The following is a 21,740-nucleotide window of genomic DNA, read 5'->3' as shown; positions in this document are numbered from 1 at the left end:
AATCAGGCCAACTCTGTCTAATGTCCGTCTAAGGAATGTAGAGTGTCTGCCATGGATTCCGCGGACGGGCCCGGATTGCTCCGGATCGGCGAGCTGAGCCGCCGGGTCGGCGTCAGCGACCACGTCCTGCGCGCGTGGGAGAACCGGTACGGGTTGCTCTCCCCGGTGCGGTCCGCCGGCGGCTTCCGGCTGTACTCCGAGAACGACGAGCGCCGGGTACGACGGATGCAGGCCGAGCTGGCCAACGGGCTGTCAGCCGCTCAGGCGGCCCGCGTGGCCTTGGCCGGGGAGCTGCCGGTGGGCGTAGCTGACCGCGCGGTCCACGAAGTGCCGCCCGTTGACGGCGCCGCGGCGGCATTCGGCGTCGCGCTGGACGCGATGGACGAGCCGGGCGCACAGGGCGCGCTGGACCAGCTGCTGAACGAGTTCACCGTCGAGACCGTGCTCCGTGACGTCGTGATCCCCTACCTGCACGACTTGGGCGAGCGCGTCGCGCAGGGCGTCGTCGGGATCGGTCAGGAGCACTTCGCGAGCCACGTGATCCGAGGCCGGCTCGCCGGGCTGGCCCGAGGCTGGGGCGGTGGGCGCGGACCACACGCCGTACTGGCGTGCCCGTCCGAGGAGCACCACGACCTGGCGCTGATGGTGTTCGGCATCGTGCTGGCGCGCAACGGGTGGCGGATCGGCTATCTGGGCGCAAACACCCCGATTGCCGACGTACTCCGGATCGCCGAGGACAGCGCCCCCGAACTGGTCGTCCTCGCCGCCACCGTCCCAGAACGCCTCACGCCGATCGTCGGCGAGCTGCGCCGACTCGCGTCGGCCGCACCACTGGCGCTGGCCGGGGCCGGTGCGAGCCAGGCGATCGCCGACGAGACCGGAGCCTGGCTGCTCGCCGGCGATCCGGTCAGCGAGGCGCTCCGAGTGACGCGCGCCGCTGACCTCACCGACCGGGGCGCGTGAGGACCAGCATCGCGGCGGAGTAGACGGGCACGAGGCGATCCGGGTCGCGCTGCACGTCGACCGCGAAACGCTCGAAACCGGGCGCGATCTCGTCCTCCGGCAGGTGCTCGAACGTCGAGAGCGCCCGCAGCTTGAGCCGCTCGTACGCCGCGCGGAACGTGCGTGGTTCCTCGGTCGTCACCCAGACCAGCTCATCGTCCGGGACGAGCCCGGCCTGTCGCGCAAGCTGTTGGGACTGCTCGACGGTGAGATACATGCCGGCATCGACCGCGCGGGCGGACGGGAAGTAGTCGTACCAGAACAGGTCCGGCATCAGGTTGGCGAACTGGCTGCGCAGGAACGCCACTCCCCCGGGCCGCAGCACGCGGTGCACCTCCTGGAGCGCCTTGAGCTGGTCCGGAAAGTGATGGAAGGACAGGAACATCAGCACCCCGTCGACCGATGCCTCAGGCAACGGAATGTCCTCGGCGCTGCCCTTCAGGTAGGTGACTGCGGGGTGCGCGGCGGCCCTCTCCGCCGTCTCCCGCATCCGGTCCGACGGCTCCACGCCGTACACCGGACCGTGGAACTCGTCGGCCAGTCCGGGGGTGAAGCGGCCGCTGCCGCTGCCGAGGTCGAGGATCTGCACGGGTCGCCGCTCAGGGAGGTACGCCGCGAGCGCGGCGGTCCACCGTCGTACTCCTTCGGGGGACATCCCCCGGCCGGCGACGTACACACTGCCCATTCGACCGTCGTAGTCGACCATGACGCCGACCCTATCGCCTGAGGCGGATCAGCCGGAGAATGGCCGCATGACGGAGTTGCTGGCTGGACTGGACGCGGCGCAGACCCTCGGCGAGGTCGGCGAGGTCGTGCGCGTCGAGGCGCGCCGCCGGACCGGAGCACAGGGCGCGACCTTCGTCCTCCGCGAGAACGACCGCTGCTTCTACGCGGACGAGGACGCGATCGCGCCCCTGTGGAAGGGACAGCGCTTCCCGATCGCCACCTGCATCAGCGGCTGGGCCATGCTCCACGACGAGACCGCCGTCGTCCCCGACATCTCCGTCGACGACCGCATCCCCCTCGAGGCCTACCTCCCCACGTTCGTCCGCAGCCTTGTGATGGTCCCGGTCGGCTCGCCCACCCCCGTCGCCGCCATCGGCGCCTACTGGTCCCGCCACTACCACGCCACTCCCGCCGAGATCGCCGCTCTGCAGGCCCTGGCCACCCAGACCTCCATCGCCATCCACCGGATCGGCCTCGACAACGCCCCCTGGGCTCCCACCTTCACCAAGCACTAGGAGTCAGCCGTGGAAGACGTCGTACGCCAGGCGGAGGATGAGGGCTGAGACGACGATCAGGAAGATGACGCGGACGAAGCGGCTGCCGCGGGCTACGGCGGTGCGGGCGCCGAGGAGGCCGCCGAGCATGTTGGCGGCGCCCATGATCAGGCCGAGGAGCCAGAGCGGGGAACCGTGCAGCGCGAAGATGATGATCGCGCCGAGGTTGGTGGCGACGTTGGCGATCTTCGCCTTGGCGCTCGCCTGGAGGAAGTTGTAGCCGAGGAAGCCGACCAGCGCGAAGATCAGGAACGAACCCGTGCCCGGACCGACGGCGCCGTCGTAGAAGCCGATCACTACGCCGATCCCACTCGCGGCGACGTAGTGGTCACGGCCGTCGAAGCGGAGCGCGGTCCGTGCGCCCAGTGACGGCTTGAGCGCGGTGTAGATCGCGACGCCGATCAGCAGCACCAGCACGATCGGCTTGAACCATGACATCGGGATCCTCGTCGCCACCAGCGCCCCGGCCGCGGCTCCCAGTCCGGCCAGGATCGCCATCGGTACGACGGTCTTCTTGTCGGGCCGTACTTTCACCCCGAACGTGACCGCGCTGGTCGCCGTACCGCACAAGGACGAGATCTTGTTGGTCGACAGGATCTGCGCCGGCGACGCGTTCGGCAGTCCGAGCAGCATCGCGGGCAGCTGCAGCAACCCGCCTCCGCCGACCACCGCATCGATCCAGCCGGCCGCGAAGGCCGCGATCACCAGGAAGACTAGGGTCCACAACGAAACATCAGGCACGGCGGCAAGTCCTCACGCACCGATGATCAGGTAAGCCCATAGTTCGGCTCAACCCTTACACCGGGGAATGAGAGACAAACCACGTCCACGATGCCACAGTGGGCAGATGGCGTCCTCGATCCTGCCACCTGAGGGCGAAACCCTCGCCACAGGTTGGGAACCGGAGCTCGCGGCGGCCGACTCACTCGTCCGGCAGGCCGTCCTCGCGCACGCCTCCTGGGCGATCGACGCGCCCCGCCGCGCCGGCCAACCCTGGTACGACGGTGACACCTGGGCCGGCGGGATCCTCGGCGACCGCGGCCCCCTCACGAACTGGGTCGTCCCGAAGCAACCCGTCGACCCGGCGGAGGTGATCACCGAGGCCGCGCGCGAACTGCCGAACAACGTGCCGTACCTGTTCGTCAGTGCCTGGCCGACGCGCGATCTACGCGAGCACGGCCTAGCCCTGGCCGGTCACCCGCCGCTGATGGTCCACCTCCCAGCGCTTCCCACCACTCCCCCGGTCACAGATCTCGAGATCCGTCAGGTCACCGACGCCGCCGGCCTGGCCGACGCCGAACGCGTCCTGGTCGAGGGCTACCCGCTCCCCGAGCTCCAGCCGTTCCAGCCCGGCGCCTTGTACGACGTCTCGTTCCTCGAGGGCTCCGCGGTCTGGGTCGGCTACGACGGCGACGTACCCCTGGCAACCTCGACCGCCCACCACGCCGCCGGCCTCACCGTCGTCGAGAACGTCGCCGTCATGCCTGCCGCGCGCGGCCGCGGCGCCGGAGCAGCCATCACCTGGGCAGCCACTACCCACCACCGCGACCACCCCGCCGCCCTGATCGCCTCAGACAACGGCCAGCCCGTCTACCAACGCCTCAACTACCTCCGCCTGGAACGCTGGACCGTTTGGGTCAGGCCCTAACCCACCAACCCCACCCGCTCCCAGCTGGACTGCGGCCAGCTCGACGTAATCAGCCGCCCGGGCGACGTCGTGGTGGTGGTGGGGAAAGAATTCGTCGCCAGATGCAAACTTCTTTCCCCACCGACCTCTCCGGGCCGGGCTGCCTCGGCTCTGGATGTTGTTGAAGCCGACCGAGCGAAGCTTCCGGAACCGAGGACGTGCCGCCATATAGGCGCCGAGATCGCGAGTACGGCGAATCGCTGCGGACAGGCGACACGCGAGACGTGGTGCAGGCCGGCCCCCACTCCGCTGGAGCGGGGGCCGATGCGGTTAGCCGCGGACGGTGGCGACCAGGTGGTCGACGACGTCGGCGACTGGGATGTCGGTGCGGGTGCCGGTGCGGCGGTCCTTGACCTCGATGGTGCCGTCGGCGAGACCCTTGCCGACCACGGCGATGGTGGGGACGCCGAGCAGCTCGGCGTCCTTGAACTTCACGCCCGGGGAGACCTTCTCGCGGTCGTCGTAGATGACGGACAGGCCGCGGGACTCGAGCTCGGCGGCCAGTGCGGCGGCCTTCTCGAACAGCTCAGCATCCTTGCCGGTGGCAACGAGGTGGACGTCGGCGGGGGCGATCTCGCGCGGCCAGATCAGGCCGAGCTCGTCGTGGTTGCCCTCGGCGATCGCGGCCACCGCGCGGGTGACGCCGACACCGTAGGAGCCCATGGTGACCGTGACGAGCTTGCCGTTCTGGTCGAGCACCTTGAGGTCCAGGGCCTCGGCGTACTTCTTGCCGAGCTGGAAGATGTGGCCCATCTCGATCCCGCGCGCGCTCGACAGCGGACCCGAACCGTCCGGCGCCTCGTCGCCGTCGCGCACCTCCGCGGCCTGGATCGTGCCGTCGGCGGTGAAGTCGCGGCCGTGCACCAGGTTCATCACGTGGAAGCCGGGCTTGTCCGCACCCGTCACCCACGCCGACCCCTCGCCGACCCGGGGGTCGAGCAGGTAGCGGATGCCCGATGTGTTCTCGGACCCGAGCACACCCGGCCCGATGTAGCCCTTCGCGAGGGAGGGGTGCTTCTCGAAGTCAGACTCCTCGAAGGCCACGACCTCGGCCGGCTCCACCTGCGCGCCGAGCCGCTTCTCGTCGATCGCCCGGTCCCCCGGTACGCCGATCGCCAGCGGCGCACGCGTGCCGTCCGGATTCACCAGCATGACGAGCACGTTCTTCAACGTGTCGGCGGCGGTCCACTCCCGCCCGTCGGTCCGGGCGTGTTTCGCGTTCATCGCGTCCACCAGCGTGTCGATGGTGGGCGTGTCCGGAGTGTCGACGACCTCCGCGGCGGGCACGGCCGACGCGTCGACCGGCGCGGCCTGCGGGACCACGACTGCCTCGACGTTGGCGGCGTACCCACCGGGCGAGCGGACGAAGGTGTCCTCACCGTTCTCCGCGATCGCGAGGAACTCCTCCGAGCGCGAGCCACCCATCGCACCGGACATCGCCTTGACGATCACGTAGTCGAAGCCGAGCCGGTCGAAGATGTTGATGTACGCCTTGCGGTGCAGCTCGTACGACGCCGCGAGGCCGTCGTCGTCGACGTCGAACGAGTACGAGTCCTTCATCACGAACTCGCGCCCGCGCAGCACGCCGGCCCGCGGCCGCGCCTCGTCGCGGTACTTGTTCTGGATCTGGTAGATCGACAGCGGCAGGTCCTTGTACGACGAGTAGAGGTCCTTCACGACCAGCGTGAACATCTCCTCGTGCGTCGGCCCGAGCAGCATGTCGGCGCCCTTGCGATCCTTCAGCCGGAAGATGTTCGGCCCGTACTCGGTCCAGCGGCCGGTCGCCTCGTAGGGCTCGCGCGGCAGCAGCGCCGGGAACACCAGTTCCTGCGCGCCGATCGCGTCCATCTCCTCGCGCACGATCCGCTCGACGTTGCGCAGCACTCGCAGCCCCAGCGGCAGCCAGGTGTAGATGCCGGGCGCGGCCCGCCGGATGTACCCGGCGCGGACGAGCAGTTTGTGGCTCGGGACCTCCGCGTCCGCCGGGTCCTCGCGAAGGGTGCGGAGGAACAGCGACGACATACGCAGAATCACGGGAGTCTCCAAGCGTGCAACGGGTCAGGAATAAAACAACGGACGGGACAGAGAATATCGGCCCGGCGGTAATGCTCTCACCACGTTATCCACAGGCTCACGCCGCCCGGTCCTCGCGGGCGGCCTTCAGCGCCCAGCGGATCAGCGGCAGCTGCAGCGGCAACCGGGCCCAAGCGATCGCTTGAGCCGGCCGGGATCCCTTGCGCTGCAGGTCGGCGGCCATCTGCACGTTCGCCGGGAAGATCGCCACCAGCAGCCCGGCGCTGGCCAGGCCGGCCACCCGTCGCGTGCGCGGGTGGAGCAGACCGCCCGCGCACGCCAGTTCCGCCACTCCGGATGCGTAGACGAGTTCCTTCTTCCGGGGCAATGCCCGCGGAACGATCTGCTCGAACGGCCGCGGCTTCAGGAAATGCAGCGTGCCGAGAACGCCGAACAGAACGGCGAGGCCGGTGGTGGTCCTGCTCCGAGACGCCATGCGCGGGAGCTTACTCGCTGGTAGTCAGAACAGAATCGTCGCGAACGTCTCGATCGTCCGGAACCCGACCCGCTCGTACGCCGCCCGCGCCGGCAGGTTGAACGCGTTGACGTACAGCGTCACCACCGGCGTGATCTGCCGGGCCAGCTCGACCACCGCCGCCATCCCCGGCGCGGCGAATCCCTGGCCGCGGAACTCCGGATCCACCCAGACGCCTTGGATCTGGCAGACGCCGCTACCGACCGACCCGACCTCGGCCTTGAACACGACGCGCCCGTTCTCGATCCGGGCGAACGCACGCCCGGCCCGGATCAGCTCGGCGACCCGCGACCGGTAGAACGTCCCGTCCGGCCCGGTCTGCGGCGGTACGCCGACCTCCTCGGTGTACATCGCGACACAGGCCGGGTACAGGATCGGCAGTTCGACCGGCTCGACCGCGCGGACCAAGGGATCGGGCGCGATCACCGGCGGGCCCTCGATCACCATGAACGGCTGGTTGTCGCGCACCTCGCGGGCCGGTCCCCAGTGCGGTTCGAGGATGCTCCACAACTGCTCGACCGCGCGGGCCTGGCCGAGGATCTGGAAACAGTTCCGGCCCCGGCGCATCGCGTACGCCGCGAACGCGCGCAACGCGGCGTCGTCCGCGCCGACCGGCACCATGTTGCCGCCCGCGTGGCACAGGGCCTCCAGCGCGCCCTTCTCGACGTACCCCCAGACCTCCGCACCCCGGCGCGGATCGAGTCCGGACGCCTGCACGAGGCTGTCGACGAACACGTTCACGACCGGATCGCGGGCGATGACCGCGCGCGCCGCCGCGAGGTCACGAGGACCGAGAACCCGTACGCCCACGCGCAGAACCTAGCGGATGTTCTGCAGTTCGGCATGCAAGGGGCCGGATCAGACCGCCGCCGGATCGTGTGTCGCCGCGATCCGGCGCAGCGGCGATGTCCACGCGACCACCACCGCGACGAAGCCGGCGAGTCCCATCACCACCATGCCGGTCCGGATGCCGAACTCCTTGCCGAGTACGCCGCCCACCACCGAACCGAACGTCCAGCCAACACCCCACGACAGCATCCGGGCGGCTGTGTTGACCCGTCCGAGCAGCTTCTCGGGTGTGACCTGCTGTCTGTAGGACACCGCGTTGACGATGACGAGCACGTACGCCGAACCCCACACCAGCAACGCGATCGCGGCCGCGACCCACCCGGGCGCCAGCGGCGACAGCACCCCCAGGAACGCCGAGACCGGCAGCGCGTAGAGCGTGATCGCCGCCGGCGACAGCCGCTTCAGCAACCGCGGCAGCGCGACCGCGGCGATCAGCCCGCCGATCCCCCACGTCCCCCACACGAGCCCGAACCGGAGTCCCGACGTACCGACGTGAAGGACCTGGTCGCACCAGACCACGATGAGCGCCATGAACCCGCCGCCACCGAACGACTGCAGGCTGCCCACGATCGTCATCGTCCGGACACCTGGGTGACGGACCAGATAGCGAAGCCCTTCAGCAATGTCGGTCAGAACCACTCGCGGTCTCAGCGGCGCCAGCCCCTCGCGCCGCTCCGACATCGCCCGCACGATCCCCCGCACCGCGAAGGCCGACGCGGCGAAACTCAACGCGTCGAGCGTCAGCAGGCTGGCCGGATCCAGCACCGCGAGGAGCAGACCGGTCAGCGGCGGGACGAACAACTCGATCAGACTCGACGCCGTCCAGACCGCGGAGTTCGCCTGCGCGACCCGGGCCCTGCCGACCAGCACGGGCAGGGCACCGAAGTTCGCTCCGTCGAAGAAGGTGTAGACGCTCTGGACCGTGAACGCGACGACCAGCACCTGCGCGACGGTCAGTACTTCGAGCAGATGCGCGACCGGGATCGACCCGACCAAGACCGCGTTGACCAGGTCGGCGCTCACCATCACCCGGCGCCGGTTCCACCGGTCGGCGAGCGCGCCGGCGAACAGCCCGGTGAGCAGGTACGGCGCTGATTCGAGCGCGGTCACCAAGGCCGTCAGGACGGTCGAACCGCACAACCGGTAGACGAGCACCGGCAGCGCGATCGCGGTCACCATCGATCCGGTGATCGACAGCGCCCGGGCCAGCCAGTACCGCCGGAAGTCCGGATCGTCGCGCAGGCGCGGCGCAGCAGTTGTCATGGCGGAATCTTGCAACCTCACGTCGGCTGGAGGTCAATGACCATCCACATCAGGTCGACGCCGAGATCCCGGTCCGGGGTTGCCCGCGCCTCGGTGAACCCGTGGGCCCGGTAGAAGCCGATCGCCTTCTCGTTGGTGACCAGGACGTCCAGCAGCAGTTCCGTCGCACCTTCGGGAAGCGCGGCGATCGCGGCGTCGAGCAGTGCCGTGCCGATCCCTTGCCCTGGTGCTCGGGCAGCACGTACAGCTTCCACATCACCCACGAGTCGCCCTCGCGTCCGAGGCCGACCATCCCGACCAGGTCGTCGCCTTCCGCCGCGACCAGGGTGATCCCGTTGCGGATCCCCCACTCGACCACCTCCGGCGACCACCACTGCGCGATTCCGTCGGTGATGAACTCATCGGACGCCAGACCGGCGTACGCGACCGGCCAGGTCGTCACCCCGATCTGCCGCACCGCGTCGACCTCGGCGAGTTCGGCCTTCCGGATCTCGATCATCCGTGCACGACCAGGAGTTGCCCGTCCGGATCCACGATCTCCAGCATTTCTCCAGTCTGCGTCACCTGGTGGCCGCTGAGTCGCCGCCGTACGTCATCCAGGTCTTCGGTGGTGGACAGATCCAGGCGTACGGCGTACTCCGCGTCGGCCGGCCCGAAGCGCAGGGTCGCGTCGGCGCCGACTAGTTCGAGCACCTGCAGCCAGGCCGCCGGATCCACGCCGGTCAGGTACGGCGTGACCGACCAGCGATCGTCCGGCCGGGACTCATGCAGCTTGTAGCCGTACAGTACGTCGTTCATCCGCGGGCCTCCCCGTGCTTGTCCAGGTACTCGGTCAGGGCCTGCTCCACCAGCGCCGACAGACTCGCCGCCTCGTCGATCGCCTTGTGCTTGACCCGCCGCACCAACTCCGGCGGCAGATACACGTTGAACTGCACTTTCTCGGCCATGGCTATATTGCTAGCATCCTAGACAGCTAATCGACAACAAGCTGACGGAGTTTGCTGGTCTCCGTCAGCTTGACGACTCAGACTGCGGCGAGAAGGGCGTCGTCGATCTCCTTGAGCAGCTTGTGCTTCGGACGAGCGCCGACGACGGACCAGATCACCTCGCCCCGGCGGAACAGCATCAGCGTCGGTAGCGCCATTACCCGGTAGTTGGCCGAGATCGCCGGGTTCTCGTCGGCGTTCAGCTTCAGCACGGTCAGCTGGTCCTCGCGCTCGGCACCGATCTGGGCGAGCACCGGCGCGATCTGGTGGCACGGCGGGCACCACTGGGCCCAGAAGTCCACCAGCACCGGCTTGTCGGAGCGCAGTACCAGCTCGTCGAAGGTCGCCTCGTCAACGGTCCGCAGGTCACTCATTGTTGGTTCATCCTCCAGCTCTCGGCATCGGTCAGGAGGTCGGTCAGCCGGGCCCGCAGGTCGGTGAGCTCCGCGATCCGGCGATCCACGTCGGCGATCCGGCTCCGGTACGCCGTCAGCGAGGCCGGGCAGACGTCCGCCCGCTCGTTGCCGGCCCGCAGGCACTCGATGAACGGGTACGTCTGCTCCGCGGTCAGCCCGAGGCTAAGCAGCGCCTTCACTTCGCGGACGACGACCACGTCGTCCGCCTCGTACGACCGGTAGCCGTTGGGCTCCCGCCGCGGCTTGAGCAGCCCTTGCGACTCGTAGTACCGCACTGCCTTGACCGTCACACCGGCCTCGGCCGCCAGATCACTGATCCGCATTCCGCCTCCTTCACCCAACGCTAAACCTTGCCCCCAGGGTCAAGGTCAAGCCAGGATAGCCGGGGTCAATGGCCGCGGAACGCCTCTTCCAGCCACCAGGACGGATGGTCCGCGACGACCTTCGCGTCCACGAGCATCGGCGCCGACCGCTGTCCGTTCAGCCAGTCCGTGACCGCCGCGAGGTCGCCGGCTGTGCGGACGGTCGCGGCCTCGAAGCCGTAGCCCCGGCCGATCGCGGCGAGGTCGGTCGGCGGGAACGTCACCGTGTCCAACGGGTGCCCGCCCGGACCGAAGTGGTGCACCTCGGCGCCGTACGCGTCGTCGTTGTACACGACCACCAGCATCGGCAGGCCGAGCCGGCGTACGGTGTCGAGCTCCGCGGCGCTCATCAGCGCACCGCCATCGCCGAGTGCGGCGACGGGCAGCCGGTCCGGCTGCGCCAGCGCGGCACCGATCGCGGTGGCAAGCCCCAGCCCGACCGACTGGAACGCTTGGGTGAAGCAGAGGCCGTTCTCGTCCGGCACCGACAGGTAGGCGCTCGGGTAGCCCATGAAGTTGCCGGAGTCGACGGCGACCACGCGTTCGGCCGGCAGGAGGTCGTCGAGCGCGATACTCAGCGTCCGTGGGTCGATCCGCTCCGCCGTGCTCGTGTCGTCGTACGGGACGTCCCGCCAGCGCACGCTCCCGATCTCGGCCGTGCGAAAGCCGACCCGCTGCTCGCCGAACGCCTCGAGCACCATCGTGGCCGTGAGCTGGACGTCGCCGGTGACGCCCAGCTGGATCTCGCGGTGGGCGCCGAGCGCGGACGCGTCGTCGTCGACCTGCACCACCGTCGCGTCGGGTCCGATCAGCTGACCGTGCCGCATCGTCCACATGTTCAGCGCGCATCCCCATCCGACGATGAGGTCGGCGCCGCGGATCAGCTCGGCGGTCCGTGGCGAGGCGAAGCCTCCCGAGATCCCGAGCGACCATGGGTTGCCGCGGAACAGACCGTGCGCGACGGCCGAGGTCGCGAGCAGCGCGCCACAGCGTTCCGCCAGCAATTCGAGGGCTTGCCGACGTCCACGGGACCCACGACCCGCGACGAACACCGGTCGCTCCGCACGCCGCAGCAGGTCGGTCAGCGCGGCGACCTCGGTGGCGTCCGGCACGACGGCATCCCGCGAAGGCGGTGGCGCGACCGTCGGTGCCGCAGTCTCCAACGCCTGCACGGGAAGCGGAACGTTCAGCAGCACCGTACGACGCTCCCGAACGGCCGTCGCCACGGCGTCCAGGGCCTCCGCCACCGCGGTCTCCGCCGAGGTGACCCGGACCGGCACCGCACCCACCGAACGGGCGAGCGCCGCCTGGTCGACGTAGAAGTTCGACCGCGGCTCGGTCACCTCCGCTGCCACCACGATCATCGGCGTCCGGCTCTTCGCCGCCTCGGCGATCCCGGTCATCGCGTTCGTCAGGCCGCACCCCTGATGGACCGAGACCGCGGCGACCGTCCCGCTCATCCGCGCGTACGCGTCTGCCATCGTGGCCGCGCCGCCCTCGTGCCGCGCGGCGACGAACCGCGCGCCGCCGGCCACCATCGCATTGGTCAGATGGAAGTTGCCCGACCCGATCACGCCGAAGACCTGGCGGACGCCCGCGGCCGCCAACGCCCGGCCGACGGCGACCGCGACGTTCACCGGCGTTCGACCAGCGCGAGCACTCGTGCGGGAGCACCGGAGCCGCCGACGATCGGCAACGGTCCGGCGATGACGACGGCGCCGGTCGGCGGCAGCTTCGCGAGGTTCTGCAGCTGCGTCAACCCGTACTTGTCACTGCCCATCAGGTAGGAGTGGCACGGGAACGGCGGGTCGAACGAGTGCGCCTTCCCGGCGTCGGTCCCGACGGTTTCGACGCCGAGGCCGAGGACGGGCGATTCCTGCGCGACCCAGCGTGCGCATTCCGGCGACAGGCCCGGCGTGTGGGGCCCGGCCTCGTCGGCGTTGAGGAACGCCTCCTGCGAGTGTGACCGCGCGGCCCACCCGGTGCGCACGAACAGCCAGCCACCGGCGGGCAGCGGTACGTTCTCCGCCTCCCAGGCCTTGAGGTGGTCGACCTCGACGAGGAAGTCGGGGTTCTTCTCGACCTCGGCGGTGAAGTCGAGCACGACCACCGGCGCGATCAGCCGGCCGGCCGGGACAGACGCCACGTCGGCGAGGTCCTTGCCGGTGACCCAGTGGTTCGGTGCGTCGAAGTGCGTGCCGGTGTGCTCGCCGCTGGTGAAGTTGTTCCAGTACCACGCCGGCCCGCGGTCGTCGTACCTGCTGATCTGCTCCAGCGCGAACGGCGCCGTCTGCCCGAACTCCGGCGGCAGCTGGATCACCGGCGTCGACGCGGACAGCGGCGACGTCAGGTCCACCACCTCGATCGACCCGTCCGCGAGTGCTCCGACGAGTACCGACAAGGGCGACGAGCCGGGCATGCGGACCTCCAGGGGAGTGGCGTACGAGACCCTGACACCGACCTTGGCCCCAAGGCCAAGTCAGCATAGACCGCATGCTGCTAGGGACCTTTCGTTCACCCGAACTCCAGCCTGGCGGACGGCTGGTCGAGCGGACCGCGGTCCGGGGTGTGCTCTTCCGCGGGCGGGAGTTGCTGCTGCTCTCGTCGCGCCACGGCGACTACAAGTTCCCCGGCGGCGGTGTCGAGCCCGGCGAGTCGTTCGCGTCGGCGCTGCATCGCGAGTTCCGCGAGGAGTGCGGGTACGCCGACGTGGTGGTCGGCGCCGAACTCGGCACGACCCGCGAAGAGGTGCCGGCGGCCGAGCCGGAGTACGACGTCTTCGGCATGACCTCGCACTACTTCGCCTGCTCCGGTGGATCGCCGGTCGGCGGCCAGCAACTCGAGGGCTACGAGGCCGACCTGGAGCTCACTCCGTGCTGGGTAACGGTCGGCGAGGCCCTGACCGCCAACCACGCCGTGCTGGCCGGCGGCGTCGGTGTCATGCGCTGGCTCACACGCGAGACCGCCGTACTCGACTGGCTCAGTCGACGTACGCGCTGACCCACTCCCCCAGCACCTTCGCACTGGCGTCCACCAGGGCCGGCCAGTCAAGCGCCGCCTCGTTGGCCGAGTCGGACACATGCTTGACGACCCGCACCGGCACGCCGTACTCCCAGCACGCGTAGACGACGCCGTACGCCTCCATGTCGACGAGCTGCGCCCGCTCCGCAAGCCGCGCCCGTACGACGGGATCCGTGACGAACACGTCCCCCGACGCCAGCACCGTCCCGTCCCCACCCTCGACGTGCAACTCCTCCTGCGGATCCAGCCCGATCCCCCGAATCGCCTCGGCATTCAGATCGTGATTGATCACCGTGCTCGGCAGGTACACCCCAGACAGCCCGTCAACCAGAGCTCCCGTCGTACCCACGTTCAGCACAACCAGCTCCGATGTGTCCCGCCCCGCCAGCATCCGCGACGTGGCCACCGCCGCAGCGGTCTTCCCGACCCCGGTGATCACCACAGGAACGCCTTCCGGCATGTACCGCGCCTCACCAGCCACAGCACTGACCACGACAAACTCAGTCACCAGCGAAACCCTCAGCTTCGCGGGCCTTCGAACGGCGTGCGTCCTCCGCCAATCGGCTCAGATCGCGGCCACCGCCGTACCTCCAGCCGTCGGCCGATCCGCTGAAGTCCCAGTCCACCGTGTCGAACGCAGCGACGATCTGCTGCGCTCGCCGGCGGCGTTCCAACTCGTCCGCGCGGTCGGTGCTTCGCCGATCGGCATGAGTCATCTGCAGCTCCGAGGGTACGGCGTCGTGCGGGCTGTGCAGGTCAGCCGACGGTGACGGTGGGGTCGCCGGATTCGGCGGATTCGCCCATTTGTTCGGCGATGCGCATGGCTTCTTCGATCAGGGTTTCTACGATGGCGGCTTCGGGGACGGTCTTGATGACCTCGCCCTTGACGAAGATCTGGCCCTTGCCGTTGCCGGAGGCTACGCCGAGGTCGGCCTCGCGGGCCTCGCCGGGGCCGTTGACGACGCAGCCCATCACGGCGACGCGGAGCGGGACCTCCATGCCTTCGAGGCCGGCAGTGACCTGCTCGGCGAGCGTGTAGACGTCCACCTGGGCGCGGCCGCAGGACGGGCAGGAGACGATCTCGAGCTTGCGCTCACGCAGGTTCAGCGACTGCAGGATCTGCAGGCCGACCTTGACCTCCTCGACCGGCGGCGCGGACAGCGACACCCGGATCGTGTCGCCGATCCCCTTCGACAGCAGCGCGCCGAACGCGACCGACGACTTGATCGTGCCCTGGAACGCCGGCCCGGCCTCGGTCACGCCGAGGTGCAGCGGCCAGTCGCCCCGCTCGGACAGCAGTTCGTACGCGCGGACCATGACGACCGGGTCGTTGTGCTTGACCGAGATCTTGAAGTCGTGGAAGTCGTGCTCCTCGAACAGCGACGCCTCCCAGACGGCGGACTCGACCAGCGCCTCCGGCGTCGCCTTGCCGTACTTCTGCAACAGCCGCGGGTCCAGCGAGCCGGCGTTGACGCCGATCCGGAGCGACGTGCCGTGGTCCTTCGCGGCCTGCGCGATCTCCTTCACCTGGTCGTCGAACTTGCGGATGTTGCCGGGGTTCACCCGGACCGCCGCACAGCCCGCCTCGATCGCGGCGAAGACATAGCTCGGCTGGAAGTGGATGTCGGCGATCACCGGGATCTGCGAGTGCTGAGCGATCTCCCGGAGCGCGTCCGCGTCCTCCTGCCGCGGACAGGCGACCCGCACGATGTCACAACCGGCGGCGGTCAGCTCGGCGATCTGCTGCAGCGTCCTGTTGACGTCGTTCGTCGGTGTCGTCGTCATCGACTGCACCGAGACCGGCGCGTCCCCACCGACCAGCACCTTGCCCACCTTGATCTGGCGGGTCTTGCGGCGTGGCGCCAGGGTCGGCGGCGGCAGCGCGGGCATGCCCAGGTTGATGCTCATGAGTCCTTAACCGTTGGTGTGAGGTCAGCCGTTGAAGAGCTTGATCGGGTTCACGATGTCGGCGATGACGAGCAGTACGCCCATCACCACGATCACACTGGCCGCGACGTACGCGATCGGCAGCAGCTTGGCCACGTCGACGTAGCCGGGGTCGGGCCGGTGCAGCAGCTTGGCGAAGCCGCGCCGGATGCCCTCCCAGATCGCGCCGATCATGTGCCCGCCGTCCAGCGGCAGCAGCGGGATGAAGTTGAACAGGGCCAGGAACAGGTTCAGCGAGGCGAGCAGCGAGACCAGGAACGCGATCCGCTCACCGCCGGTCAGCGACTGGTTCGACGCGATCTCGCCGGCCACCCGGCTGGCGCCGACCACACTCATCGGGCTGTTCTCGTCGCGGGTGCCGCCGACGATCGACTTGGCCACACCGACCAGCTTCTCCGGGAAGTTGCCGATCGCCTTCACCGTCGCCACGCTCAGCTCGCCCATCTTGCCGACCACGAAGCCGAAGTTCTGCCGCTCGAGCTTCATCTCCGGCGAGACGCCGAGGAACCCGACCGAGACGATCTTGTCCGACCCGGCCTGGTCGGGAATCTGGTTGACGATCGTCTTCGTCTGCAGGGTCTGCTGCTGACCGTTGCGCTCGACAACGATCACGGCCGGTTTGTCGGTGTTCGCCCGGATCAGCGGGGTGAGCTGGTCCCAGCTGGTGATCTGGGTGCCGTTGAACGAGACGATCTTGTCGCCGACCTGGAACCCGGCCGTCTTGGCCGGCGAGACCTGGTCCCCCGGCTCGCACTTGCGGTCGGCGGTCGCCTGCGAGGCCGGGATCACGCAGTCGGTGACCGTGGCCACGCTCGTCTGCGCGACGTTGGCGCCGTACAGCATGAACAGGCCGCCGAACAGCACGAAGGCGATGACGATGTTGACCATCGGCCCGGACGCCATCACGATCAGCTTCTTCCACCACACCTTCTGGTAGAAGAGCCGGCCGTCGTCCTCGGGCGCGACCGTCTCGTACTCCGCCGACCGCGCGTTCTCGACCATCGACTGGATCGGCCCGGTGTTGGCCTTGCGGACCTTCGTCGGGTCCTGGCCCTTCGACGGCGGCATCATGCCGATGATCCGGACGAAGCCGCCGGCCGGGATCAGCTTGAAGCCGTACTCGGTCTCACCGCGCTTGGTGGACCACACCGTCCGGCCGAAGCCGACGAAGAACTGCGTCACCTTCATCCCGAAGGCCTTGGCGGGCACCATGTGGCCCATCTCGTGCAGCGCGACCGAGATCAGAATTCCGGCCACGAACAGCACGATGCCGACGAGGGTGAGAAGCGCGCTCATGCCTGGTTGGTCTCCTGTACGGCGGTCAGTTCGCGGGCCCGGGCACGGGCCCAGCCGTCCGCGGCGAGTACGTCGTCGATGGACAGTTCCTCATACGAGGGTACGTCGTGTTCGGTCACCACCCGGGCCACGGTGTCGACGATCGCCAGGAAGGGCAGCCGCCCGTCCCGGAACGCCTGCACGCAGACCTCGTTCGCGGCGTTGTAGACGGCCGGCGCGGTCCCGCCCCGCGTCCCCGCCTCGCGGGCGAGCTGGACCGACGGGAACGCCTCCCCGTCGAGCGGCAGGAACTGCCAGGTGCTCGCCTCGGCCCAGTTCCACGGCGGCGACGCGTCCGGTATCCGGTCAGGCCAGCCCAGGCCGAGCGCGATCGGCACCGTCATCGTCGGCAGCCCCACCTGCGCGATCGTGGCGCCGTCGGAGAACTCGACCATCGAGTGGATCGCCTGCTGTGGGTGTACGACGACCTCCACGCGATCCATCGGGATGCCGAAGAGCAGGTGCGCCTCGATCAGCTCGAGGCCCTTGTTGACCAGAGTGGCCGAGTTGATCGTGACGACCGGACCCATCGCGAAGTTGGGGTGGGCAAGAGCTTGCTCGACCGTGACGTCCGCGAGCGCGCTGCGCGGTCTGCCCAGGAACGGCCCACCGCTCGCGGTCAGTACCAGCTTGCTCACCTCGCTGGCCGAACCGCCGCGCAGGCACTGGGCGATCGCGCTGTGTTCGGAGTCCACCGGAACGATCTGGCCCGGTTTCACCCGGCGGGTGACGATCGGACCGCCGATGACCAGCGACTCCTTGTTGGCCAGCGCGAGCGTGTTGCCCGCGTCGAGTGCGGCGAGGGTCGGCTTCAGTCCGACCGAGCCGGTGATGCCATTGAGAACCACGTCACACGGCACCGCCGCGAGCTCACTGGAGGCGTCCGGGCCAGTGATGATCTTGGGGATCTTGAACTCGCCCTGCGCGTACCCCTTGCGCTGCGCCTCGGCGTAGAACGCGAGCTGCAGGTCCTGGGCCACCGTGGCCTTCGCCACCGCGACCACCTCGACGCCGAACTCCAGCGCCTGCTCCGCCAGCAGCGCCACGTTGTCGCCGCCCGCCGAGAGGGCGAGGACGCGGAACCGGTCGCGGTTACGGCCGATCAGCTCCAGCGCCTGGGTGCCGACCGAGCCGGTCGAGCCGAGGATGACGACGGTTCGCGGGTTCACGGCGCCATTGTCCCAGGTGTGCACCCATGGTGACGATCCGGTGCGTTCACGCGAGGTAGAGGCGCAGCGGGAGGCTCCCGAGGCGGATCTCGGCGCCGTCACCGACCATCGCTGCCTCGACCGGTACGCCGTTCACCCGGGTCCCGTTGGTCGAGCCGAGGTCGCGCACCTCGTAGGTCATCGCGTCGATCCGGAGCAGCTCGGCGTGGTGTCTGCTCACCTCCGGATGGTCCAGGATCAGATCGCAGTCCGGCGCCCGCCCGATCCGCACCAGGTCCAGGAGGGGTACGACGTCCCCGTCCGCTCCCACGAGCACCGGCTGTGGCCCGGACTCCAGCGCCGACACGATCTCACCCACGCCGGCGGTGTGGATCGCCAGCGAGACGATCAGGTCGTCGCCCTTGTCCACATGCAGGTTGTGCTGAGCGCCGTACCCGACCAGCAGGTTGTCGTACTCGTCGATGACCACAGCGGACACGTGGTAGTAGCCGGGAGGCAGCTGCGCGTACGCCGCTCCGCCCAGGGCCGTGGTGAGCACGACAGCGTCGTACTCGCGGTGGCTGACATCGGTGATCGTGATCAGCACCGGGTTGTTGGCGGTGAGATGTGCCTCGGCCCCACTGTCGCCCGGAGTGAACTCGACTGTCAGCAGCGGCGCCGGCCGGGCCTCCTCGAGCCCGACTACCCGGTCAACGGCAGGGACTGTCCCAGTGGGGATGGACAGCGGGGCGTACTGACCGTGAGACCGCACGAGCAGGTTCAGCCGCGGTCCCAGCGAGCTGTCCTTGCTGCGTGCCAGCAGGAACGCACTCACCATGCCTTTGCCGAAGACGAAGGCAACGTCGCCCACCACGGCCCGCACGAATCCACTGATCGGCTCCATCGTCACCCCCGGCACATCAGTATCCCGGAACGACGAGCCCGGTACGGCGGAACGCGGTGTGCCGCCGTGGTTTAGCGTTGGCGACTGTGTCTGAAGCTGCCACCCACCCGACGACAGTGTTGATCATCGAGAACGATCCCGGGAGCGGTCCGGGCCGGTTGCTCGACTGGCTCGAGGAGCGGAGCCTCTCAGCGGTCGTCGTCCGCGCGTGGGACGGCGAGCCGATCCCGGTGAGCACCGACGGCCATGCCGCCCTGATCCTGCTCGGCGGCGGGATGCTGCCAGACGCAGACGACGCCTCTCCCTGGCTGGCCGCCGAGCGCGAGTTGCTGCGCGCGACGACAGAGCAGGACCGGGTGCCGGTGCTCGGCATCTGTCTGGGCGCGCAACTGCTGGCGCACACGTTCGGTGGTGAGGTACTGGGCAAGCACGGCCTTCCGGAGAAGGGCGTCACCGAGTTGACCCTGCTGCCCGGTGCCGAGGACGATCCGTTGCTCGCCGGCTTGCGGGCGAAGGTGCGGGCAATCGAGAGTCATCAGGATCAGATCACCCGGCTGCCGACCGATGCGGTGCTGCTGATGTCCAGCGAACGCTGCCCGCATCAGATGCTGCGGATCGGCCGCAGCTGGGGTGTCCAGTTCCATCCCGAGGTCAGTGCCGACCGAGTGCGGCGCTGGAGCGTCGACACGCTGCGCTCGTTGGGCTTCAGCCCGGAGGACGTGATCGCGGAGGCCGAGCGGTACGACGCCGAGCTGGAGCAGATCTGGTCCGGAGTGTTCGGCCGCTTCCTGGACCTCGCCGGACCTCGGGAACCTGCCGCGGCGCTACCTTTGGGGGCATGAGTCTGGAGCAGCCGCCGCCCGGTCATCGGGCGTCTGACAACGACCGCGAGCGCGCCGCCGCCGTGGTCCAGGAAGCACACAGCGACGGGCGGTTGGACTTCGAGGAGCTGGACGAGCGGCTGACCCAGATCTACTCGGCGAAGACACAGCTCGAACTGCGGAACGCGACGGCCGATCTGGTGCCGGTGCGGTCTAACAACCGGGCCGAGATCGTCATCAAGGCGACGCACAGCTCGCAGAAGCGGGAGGGCGCCTGGAATGTGCCGGAGCGCGTGGTGACGCAGGCGAGGCACTCGTCGGTGCGGCTCGACTTCACCGACGCGGTAGTCCAGTGGCCGGAGGTCCAGGTGGCCGCCGACATCCAGCACAGCTCGATCGTGATGATCGTCCCGCAGGGCTGGTCGGTCACCATCGACGACGTCGACCTGCATGGCAGCTCGACCAAGAACAAGGCGACCGCGTCCGCCCCGAACGGCGTCCACCTCTACGTCACCGGCCGCGCGCGCCACAGCTCGGTGACGGTCCGGCATCCGCGGAAGCGGCACTGGTGGTGGCCCTGGTACCGGAAGTGATCCGGGAGCCCGTTGCGGCTAGCGTTCAGGCATGACCGTTTCGCTGGATCTCGTCGACGTCGACTCCCTGCTGACCGAGGAGGAGGTCGACGTCCGGGCGGCCGCGCGGCGGTTCGCGGACGAGCGGTTGCGGCCGTCGTTGCCGGAGTGGTTCGAGTCGGCGTCGATTCCGGCGCGCGAACTGGCGAAGGAGCTGGGAGCGCTCGGGTTCCTCGGGATGCACCTGACCGGCTACGGGTGTGCCGGCCTCGGACCGGTCGCCTACGGGTTGGCGTGCCTGGAGATCGAGGCGGCGGACTCCGGGATGCGGTCGCTGGTGTCGGTGCAGGGGTCGCTGGCGATGTACGCGATCTGGAAGTACGGCAGCGAGGAGCAGAAGACCGAGTGGCTGCCGCGGATGTCCGCCGGTGAGGCGATCGGCTGCTTCGGGCTGACCGAGCCCGACTTCGGCTCGAACCCGGCCGGGATGCGCACCAACGCCCGCCGCGACGGCGACGACTGGGTGCTGAACGGCTCGAAGATGTGGATCACCAACGGTTCGGTGGCCGATGTCGCGGTGGTCTGGGCCCGGACGGACGACGGCGTGCGCGGCTTCGTCCTACCGACCTCGACGCCTGGGTTCTCGGCGCCGGAGATCACCCGGAAGATGTCGCTGCGGGCGTCGGTGACGTCGGAGTTGGTGCTCGAGGACGTCCGGCTGCCGGGGTCGGCTCAGCTGCCGGAGGCGCGCGGACTGTCCGGCCCACTGGGCTGCCTGAACGAGGCCCGCTTCGGCATCATCTTCGGCGCGATGGGCGCGGCCCGGGACTGCCTGGAGACGGCGGTCGCGTACGCCGGTGAGCGCATCGTGTTCGACAAGCCGCTGTCGGCGTACCAACTGACCCAGGCGAAGTTCGCGGACATGGCCGTCGAACTCAACAAGGGCATCCTGCTCGCCGTACACCTCGGCCGGCTGAAGGAGAAGGGCAGGCTGCGCCCGGAACAGGTCTCCGTCGGCAAGCTCAACAACGTCCGCGAGGCGATCGCGATCGCGCGCGAATGCCGCACCATCCTGGCCGCGAACGGGATCAGCGGCGAGTACCCGATCATGCGGCACGCGAACAACCTCGAATCCGTCCTCACCTACGAGGGGACCTCCGAGGTCCACCAGCTCGTGATCGGCCAGGCGCTCACCGGCCAGGCCGCCTTCCGCTGACGGCTCGCGCATGATGCTCCCCCGGTCTGGGCACCGGGGGTGGGATCAGCTACTGCGAGTGTTCGGGAAGGAGCAGGTATGCGGATCGGGGCCGGAATCGCACTCATCGTGGCAGGGGCCATCATCGCCTTCGCCGTCCGCGACACGTCCGACACGCTGAACCTGACCGCCCTGGGGATCATCATCATGCTGGGTGGCGGCGCCGGAATCTGGTTGTCCTACCGCCTCGCCAACCGGCGCCGGCGCAGCGAAACGGCTGTCATCGACCCGGAGGTGGAGAAGCAGTACCGCACCGAGCCGCCGCATCAGGTCGCCGACCAGCCCATCGACGTGACTCCCACCCATCTGCGCGGGGACGACAGAGGCTTACGGTAGGGCTTCAA

General features: G+C 69.1%; 26 protein-coding genes and 1 pseudogene. 8 read left to right on the top strand and 19 right to left on the bottom strand.

Annotation, left to right across the window (positions count from 1 at the left end):
- Positions 1-51 precede the first annotated feature (51 nt).
- Positions 52-963, top strand: a complete 912-nt coding sequence (locus OG555_RS30445) for a MerR family transcriptional regulator (protein WP_329475989.1) — start codon at positions 52-54, stop codon at positions 961-963.
- Here the strand turns inward: OG555_RS30445 and OG555_RS30440 are convergent.
- Positions 944-1,708 carry a class I SAM-dependent methyltransferase gene (locus OG555_RS30440; protein WP_329475988.1) on the bottom strand — a complete coding sequence of 255 codons (765 nt, stop codon included), beginning with the start codon at positions 1,706-1,708 and terminating at the stop codon, positions 944-946. The genes OG555_RS30445 and OG555_RS30440 overlap by 20 nt on opposite strands.
- Positions 1,709-1,754: 46 nt before the next feature.
- Between OG555_RS30440 and OG555_RS30435 the strand changes: the two genes are divergently transcribed.
- Entirely contained in the window at positions 1,755-2,243 is a 489-nt protein-coding gene (locus tag OG555_RS30435; RefSeq protein ID WP_329475987.1) for a GAF domain-containing protein, read from the top strand.
- Positions 2,244-2,246: 3 nt separating this feature from the next.
- Here OG555_RS30435 and OG555_RS30430 read toward each other — a convergent pair whose 3' ends face one another.
- Positions 2,247-3,023, bottom strand: a complete 777-nt coding sequence (locus OG555_RS30430; RefSeq protein WP_329475986.1) for a sulfite exporter TauE/SafE family protein — start codon at positions 3,021-3,023, stop codon at positions 2,247-2,249.
- Positions 3,024-3,129: 106 nt separating this feature from the next.
- Here OG555_RS30430 and OG555_RS30425 point away from each other — a divergent pair, with 106 nt between their 5' ends.
- Positions 3,130-3,930 carry a hypothetical protein gene (locus OG555_RS30425; RefSeq protein WP_329475985.1) on the top strand — a complete coding sequence of 267 codons (801 nt, stop codon included), beginning with the start codon at positions 3,130-3,132 and terminating at the stop codon, positions 3,928-3,930.
- 309 nt (positions 3,931-4,239) lie between these two features.
- Here OG555_RS30425 and OG555_RS30420 read toward each other — a convergent pair whose 3' ends face one another.
- The 11 genes and pseudogenes from OG555_RS30420 to OG555_RS30370 all read right to left on the bottom strand — a co-directional run bounded on the left by OG555_RS30420 (position 4,240) and on the right by OG555_RS30370 (position 12,812).
- The gene (locus OG555_RS30420) at positions 4,240-6,003 is read right to left on the bottom strand and encodes a proline--tRNA ligase (RefSeq protein ID WP_329475984.1); all 1,764 of its coding nucleotides are present in this window, start codon (positions 6,001-6,003) and stop codon (positions 4,240-4,242) included.
- Between the two features lie 97 nt (positions 6,004-6,100).
- Positions 6,101-6,478 (bottom strand): DoxX family protein, encoded by a 378-nt coding sequence (locus OG555_RS30415; RefSeq protein ID WP_329475983.1) that lies wholly within the window; start codon positions 6,476-6,478, stop codon positions 6,101-6,103.
- A 24-nt stretch (positions 6,479-6,502) separates the two neighbouring features.
- Complete coding sequence (locus OG555_RS30410) at positions 6,503-7,327, bottom strand: GNAT family N-acetyltransferase (protein ID WP_329475982.1); 825 nt, start codon at positions 7,325-7,327, stop codon at positions 6,503-6,505.
- Between the two features lie 48 nt (positions 7,328-7,375).
- Positions 7,376-8,629: an MFS transporter gene (locus OG555_RS30405; protein WP_329475981.1), complete on the bottom strand. Its 1,254-nt coding sequence runs from the start codon at positions 8,627-8,629 to the stop codon at positions 7,376-7,378.
- 17 nt (positions 8,630-8,646) lie between these two features.
- A pseudogene (locus OG555_RS30400) lies at positions 8,647-9,128 on the bottom strand (GNAT family N-acetyltransferase).
- On the bottom strand, positions 9,125-9,427 hold the full coding sequence (locus OG555_RS30395; protein WP_329475979.1) for a hypothetical protein: 303 nt from the start codon (positions 9,425-9,427) through the stop codon (positions 9,125-9,127). The pseudogene OG555_RS30400 and the gene OG555_RS30395 overlap by 4 nt, the downstream one beginning before the upstream one ends.
- A complete protein-coding gene (locus OG555_RS30390; protein ID WP_328521643.1) occupies positions 9,424-9,576 on the bottom strand; it encodes a CopG family transcriptional regulator in 153 nt (50 codons plus the stop codon). The genes OG555_RS30395 and OG555_RS30390 overlap by 4 nt, the downstream gene beginning before the upstream one ends.
- A gap of 77 nt (positions 9,577-9,653) precedes the next feature.
- The gene (gene trxA, locus OG555_RS30385) at positions 9,654-9,989 is read right to left on the bottom strand and encodes a thioredoxin (RefSeq protein WP_329475978.1); all 336 of its coding nucleotides are present in this window, start codon (positions 9,987-9,989) and stop codon (positions 9,654-9,656) included.
- A complete protein-coding gene (locus OG555_RS30380; RefSeq protein WP_329475977.1) occupies positions 9,986-10,354 on the bottom strand; it encodes a MerR family transcriptional regulator in 369 nt (122 codons plus the stop codon). The genes trxA and OG555_RS30380 overlap by 4 nt, the downstream gene beginning before the upstream one ends.
- A 65-nt stretch (positions 10,355-10,419) precedes the next feature.
- On the bottom strand, positions 10,420-12,030 hold the full coding sequence (locus OG555_RS30375; protein WP_329475976.1) for a thiamine pyrophosphate-binding protein: 1,611 nt from the start codon (positions 12,028-12,030) through the stop codon (positions 10,420-10,422).
- Positions 12,027-12,812, bottom strand: coding sequence for a cyclase family protein (locus tag OG555_RS30370; RefSeq protein ID WP_329475975.1), 786 nt, complete (start codon positions 12,810-12,812; stop codon positions 12,027-12,029). Before OG555_RS30370 ends, OG555_RS30375 begins: the two co-directional genes overlap by 4 nt.
- Before the next feature lie 74 nt (positions 12,813-12,886).
- Between OG555_RS30370 and OG555_RS30365 the strand changes: the two genes are divergently transcribed.
- On the top strand, positions 12,887-13,393 hold the full coding sequence (locus OG555_RS30365) for an NUDIX domain-containing protein (protein WP_329475974.1): 507 nt from the start codon (positions 12,887-12,889) through the stop codon (positions 13,391-13,393).
- On the opposite strand, the gene OG555_RS30360 is transcribed toward OG555_RS30365, so the two are convergent.
- The 6 genes from OG555_RS30360 to OG555_RS30335 are packed head-to-tail and all read right to left on the bottom strand — an operon-like array spanning position 13,374 to position 18,748.
- Complete coding sequence (locus OG555_RS30360; RefSeq protein WP_329475973.1) at positions 13,374-13,922, bottom strand: nucleosidase; 549 nt, start codon at positions 13,920-13,922, stop codon at positions 13,374-13,376. The two genes, OG555_RS30365 and OG555_RS30360, sit on opposite strands and share 20 nt — an antisense overlap.
- Positions 13,915-14,130 carry a hypothetical protein gene (locus tag OG555_RS30355; RefSeq protein ID WP_329475972.1) on the bottom strand — a complete coding sequence of 72 codons (216 nt, stop codon included), beginning with the start codon at positions 14,128-14,130 and terminating at the stop codon, positions 13,915-13,917. Before OG555_RS30355 ends, OG555_RS30360 begins: the two co-directional genes overlap by 8 nt.
- 40 nt (positions 14,131-14,170) lie before the next feature.
- A complete protein-coding gene (ispG, locus tag OG555_RS30350) occupies positions 14,171-15,322 on the bottom strand; it encodes a flavodoxin-dependent (E)-4-hydroxy-3-methylbut-2-enyl-diphosphate synthase (protein WP_329475971.1) in 1,152 nt (383 codons plus the stop codon).
- A gap of 24 nt (positions 15,323-15,346) precedes the next feature.
- Positions 15,347-16,657 carry a M50 family metallopeptidase gene (locus tag OG555_RS30345; RefSeq protein ID WP_329475970.1) on the bottom strand — a complete coding sequence of 437 codons (1,311 nt, stop codon included), beginning with the start codon at positions 16,655-16,657 and terminating at the stop codon, positions 15,347-15,349.
- Entirely contained in the window at positions 16,654-17,865 is a 1,212-nt protein-coding gene (dxr, locus tag OG555_RS30340; protein WP_329475969.1) for a 1-deoxy-D-xylulose-5-phosphate reductoisomerase, read from the bottom strand. The genes OG555_RS30345 and dxr overlap by 4 nt, the downstream gene beginning before the upstream one ends.
- A 46-nt stretch (positions 17,866-17,911) precedes the next feature.
- Complete coding sequence (locus OG555_RS30335; RefSeq protein ID WP_329484900.1) at positions 17,912-18,748, bottom strand: FHA domain-containing protein; 837 nt, start codon at positions 18,746-18,748, stop codon at positions 17,912-17,914.
- A gap of 86 nt (positions 18,749-18,834) precedes the next feature.
- Between OG555_RS30335 and OG555_RS30330 the strand changes: the two genes are divergently transcribed.
- The 4 genes from OG555_RS30330 (at position 18,835) to OG555_RS30315 (ending at position 21,732) form a co-directional block, all read left to right on the top strand.
- The gene (locus OG555_RS30330) at positions 18,835-19,590 is read left to right on the top strand and encodes a type 1 glutamine amidotransferase (protein WP_329475968.1); all 756 of its coding nucleotides are present in this window, start codon (positions 18,835-18,837) and stop codon (positions 19,588-19,590) included.
- The gene (locus OG555_RS30325; protein ID WP_329475967.1) at positions 19,587-20,162 is read left to right on the top strand and encodes a DUF1707 SHOCT-like domain-containing protein; all 576 of its coding nucleotides are present in this window, start codon (positions 19,587-19,589) and stop codon (positions 20,160-20,162) included. The genes OG555_RS30330 and OG555_RS30325 overlap by 4 nt, the downstream gene beginning before the upstream one ends.
- A gap of 31 nt (positions 20,163-20,193) precedes the next feature.
- Positions 20,194-21,357 carry an acyl-CoA dehydrogenase family protein gene (locus tag OG555_RS30320; protein WP_329475966.1) on the top strand — a complete coding sequence of 388 codons (1,164 nt, stop codon included), beginning with the start codon at positions 20,194-20,196 and terminating at the stop codon, positions 21,355-21,357.
- A gap of 78 nt (positions 21,358-21,435) precedes the next feature.
- Positions 21,436-21,732 carry a DUF6458 family protein gene (locus OG555_RS30315; RefSeq protein WP_329475965.1) on the top strand — a complete coding sequence of 99 codons (297 nt, stop codon included), beginning with the start codon at positions 21,436-21,438 and terminating at the stop codon, positions 21,730-21,732.
- Positions 21,733-21,740: the final 8 nt, after the last annotated feature.

It is taken from the genome of Kribbella sp. NBC_01484 (assembly GCF_036227145.1).
Taxonomy (GTDB): Bacteria; Actinomycetota; Actinomycetes; order Propionibacteriales; family Kribbellaceae; genus Kribbella.
Note: the sequence above shows the minus strand (reverse complement) of the source record. Positions and strands in the feature narration are given on the sequence as shown.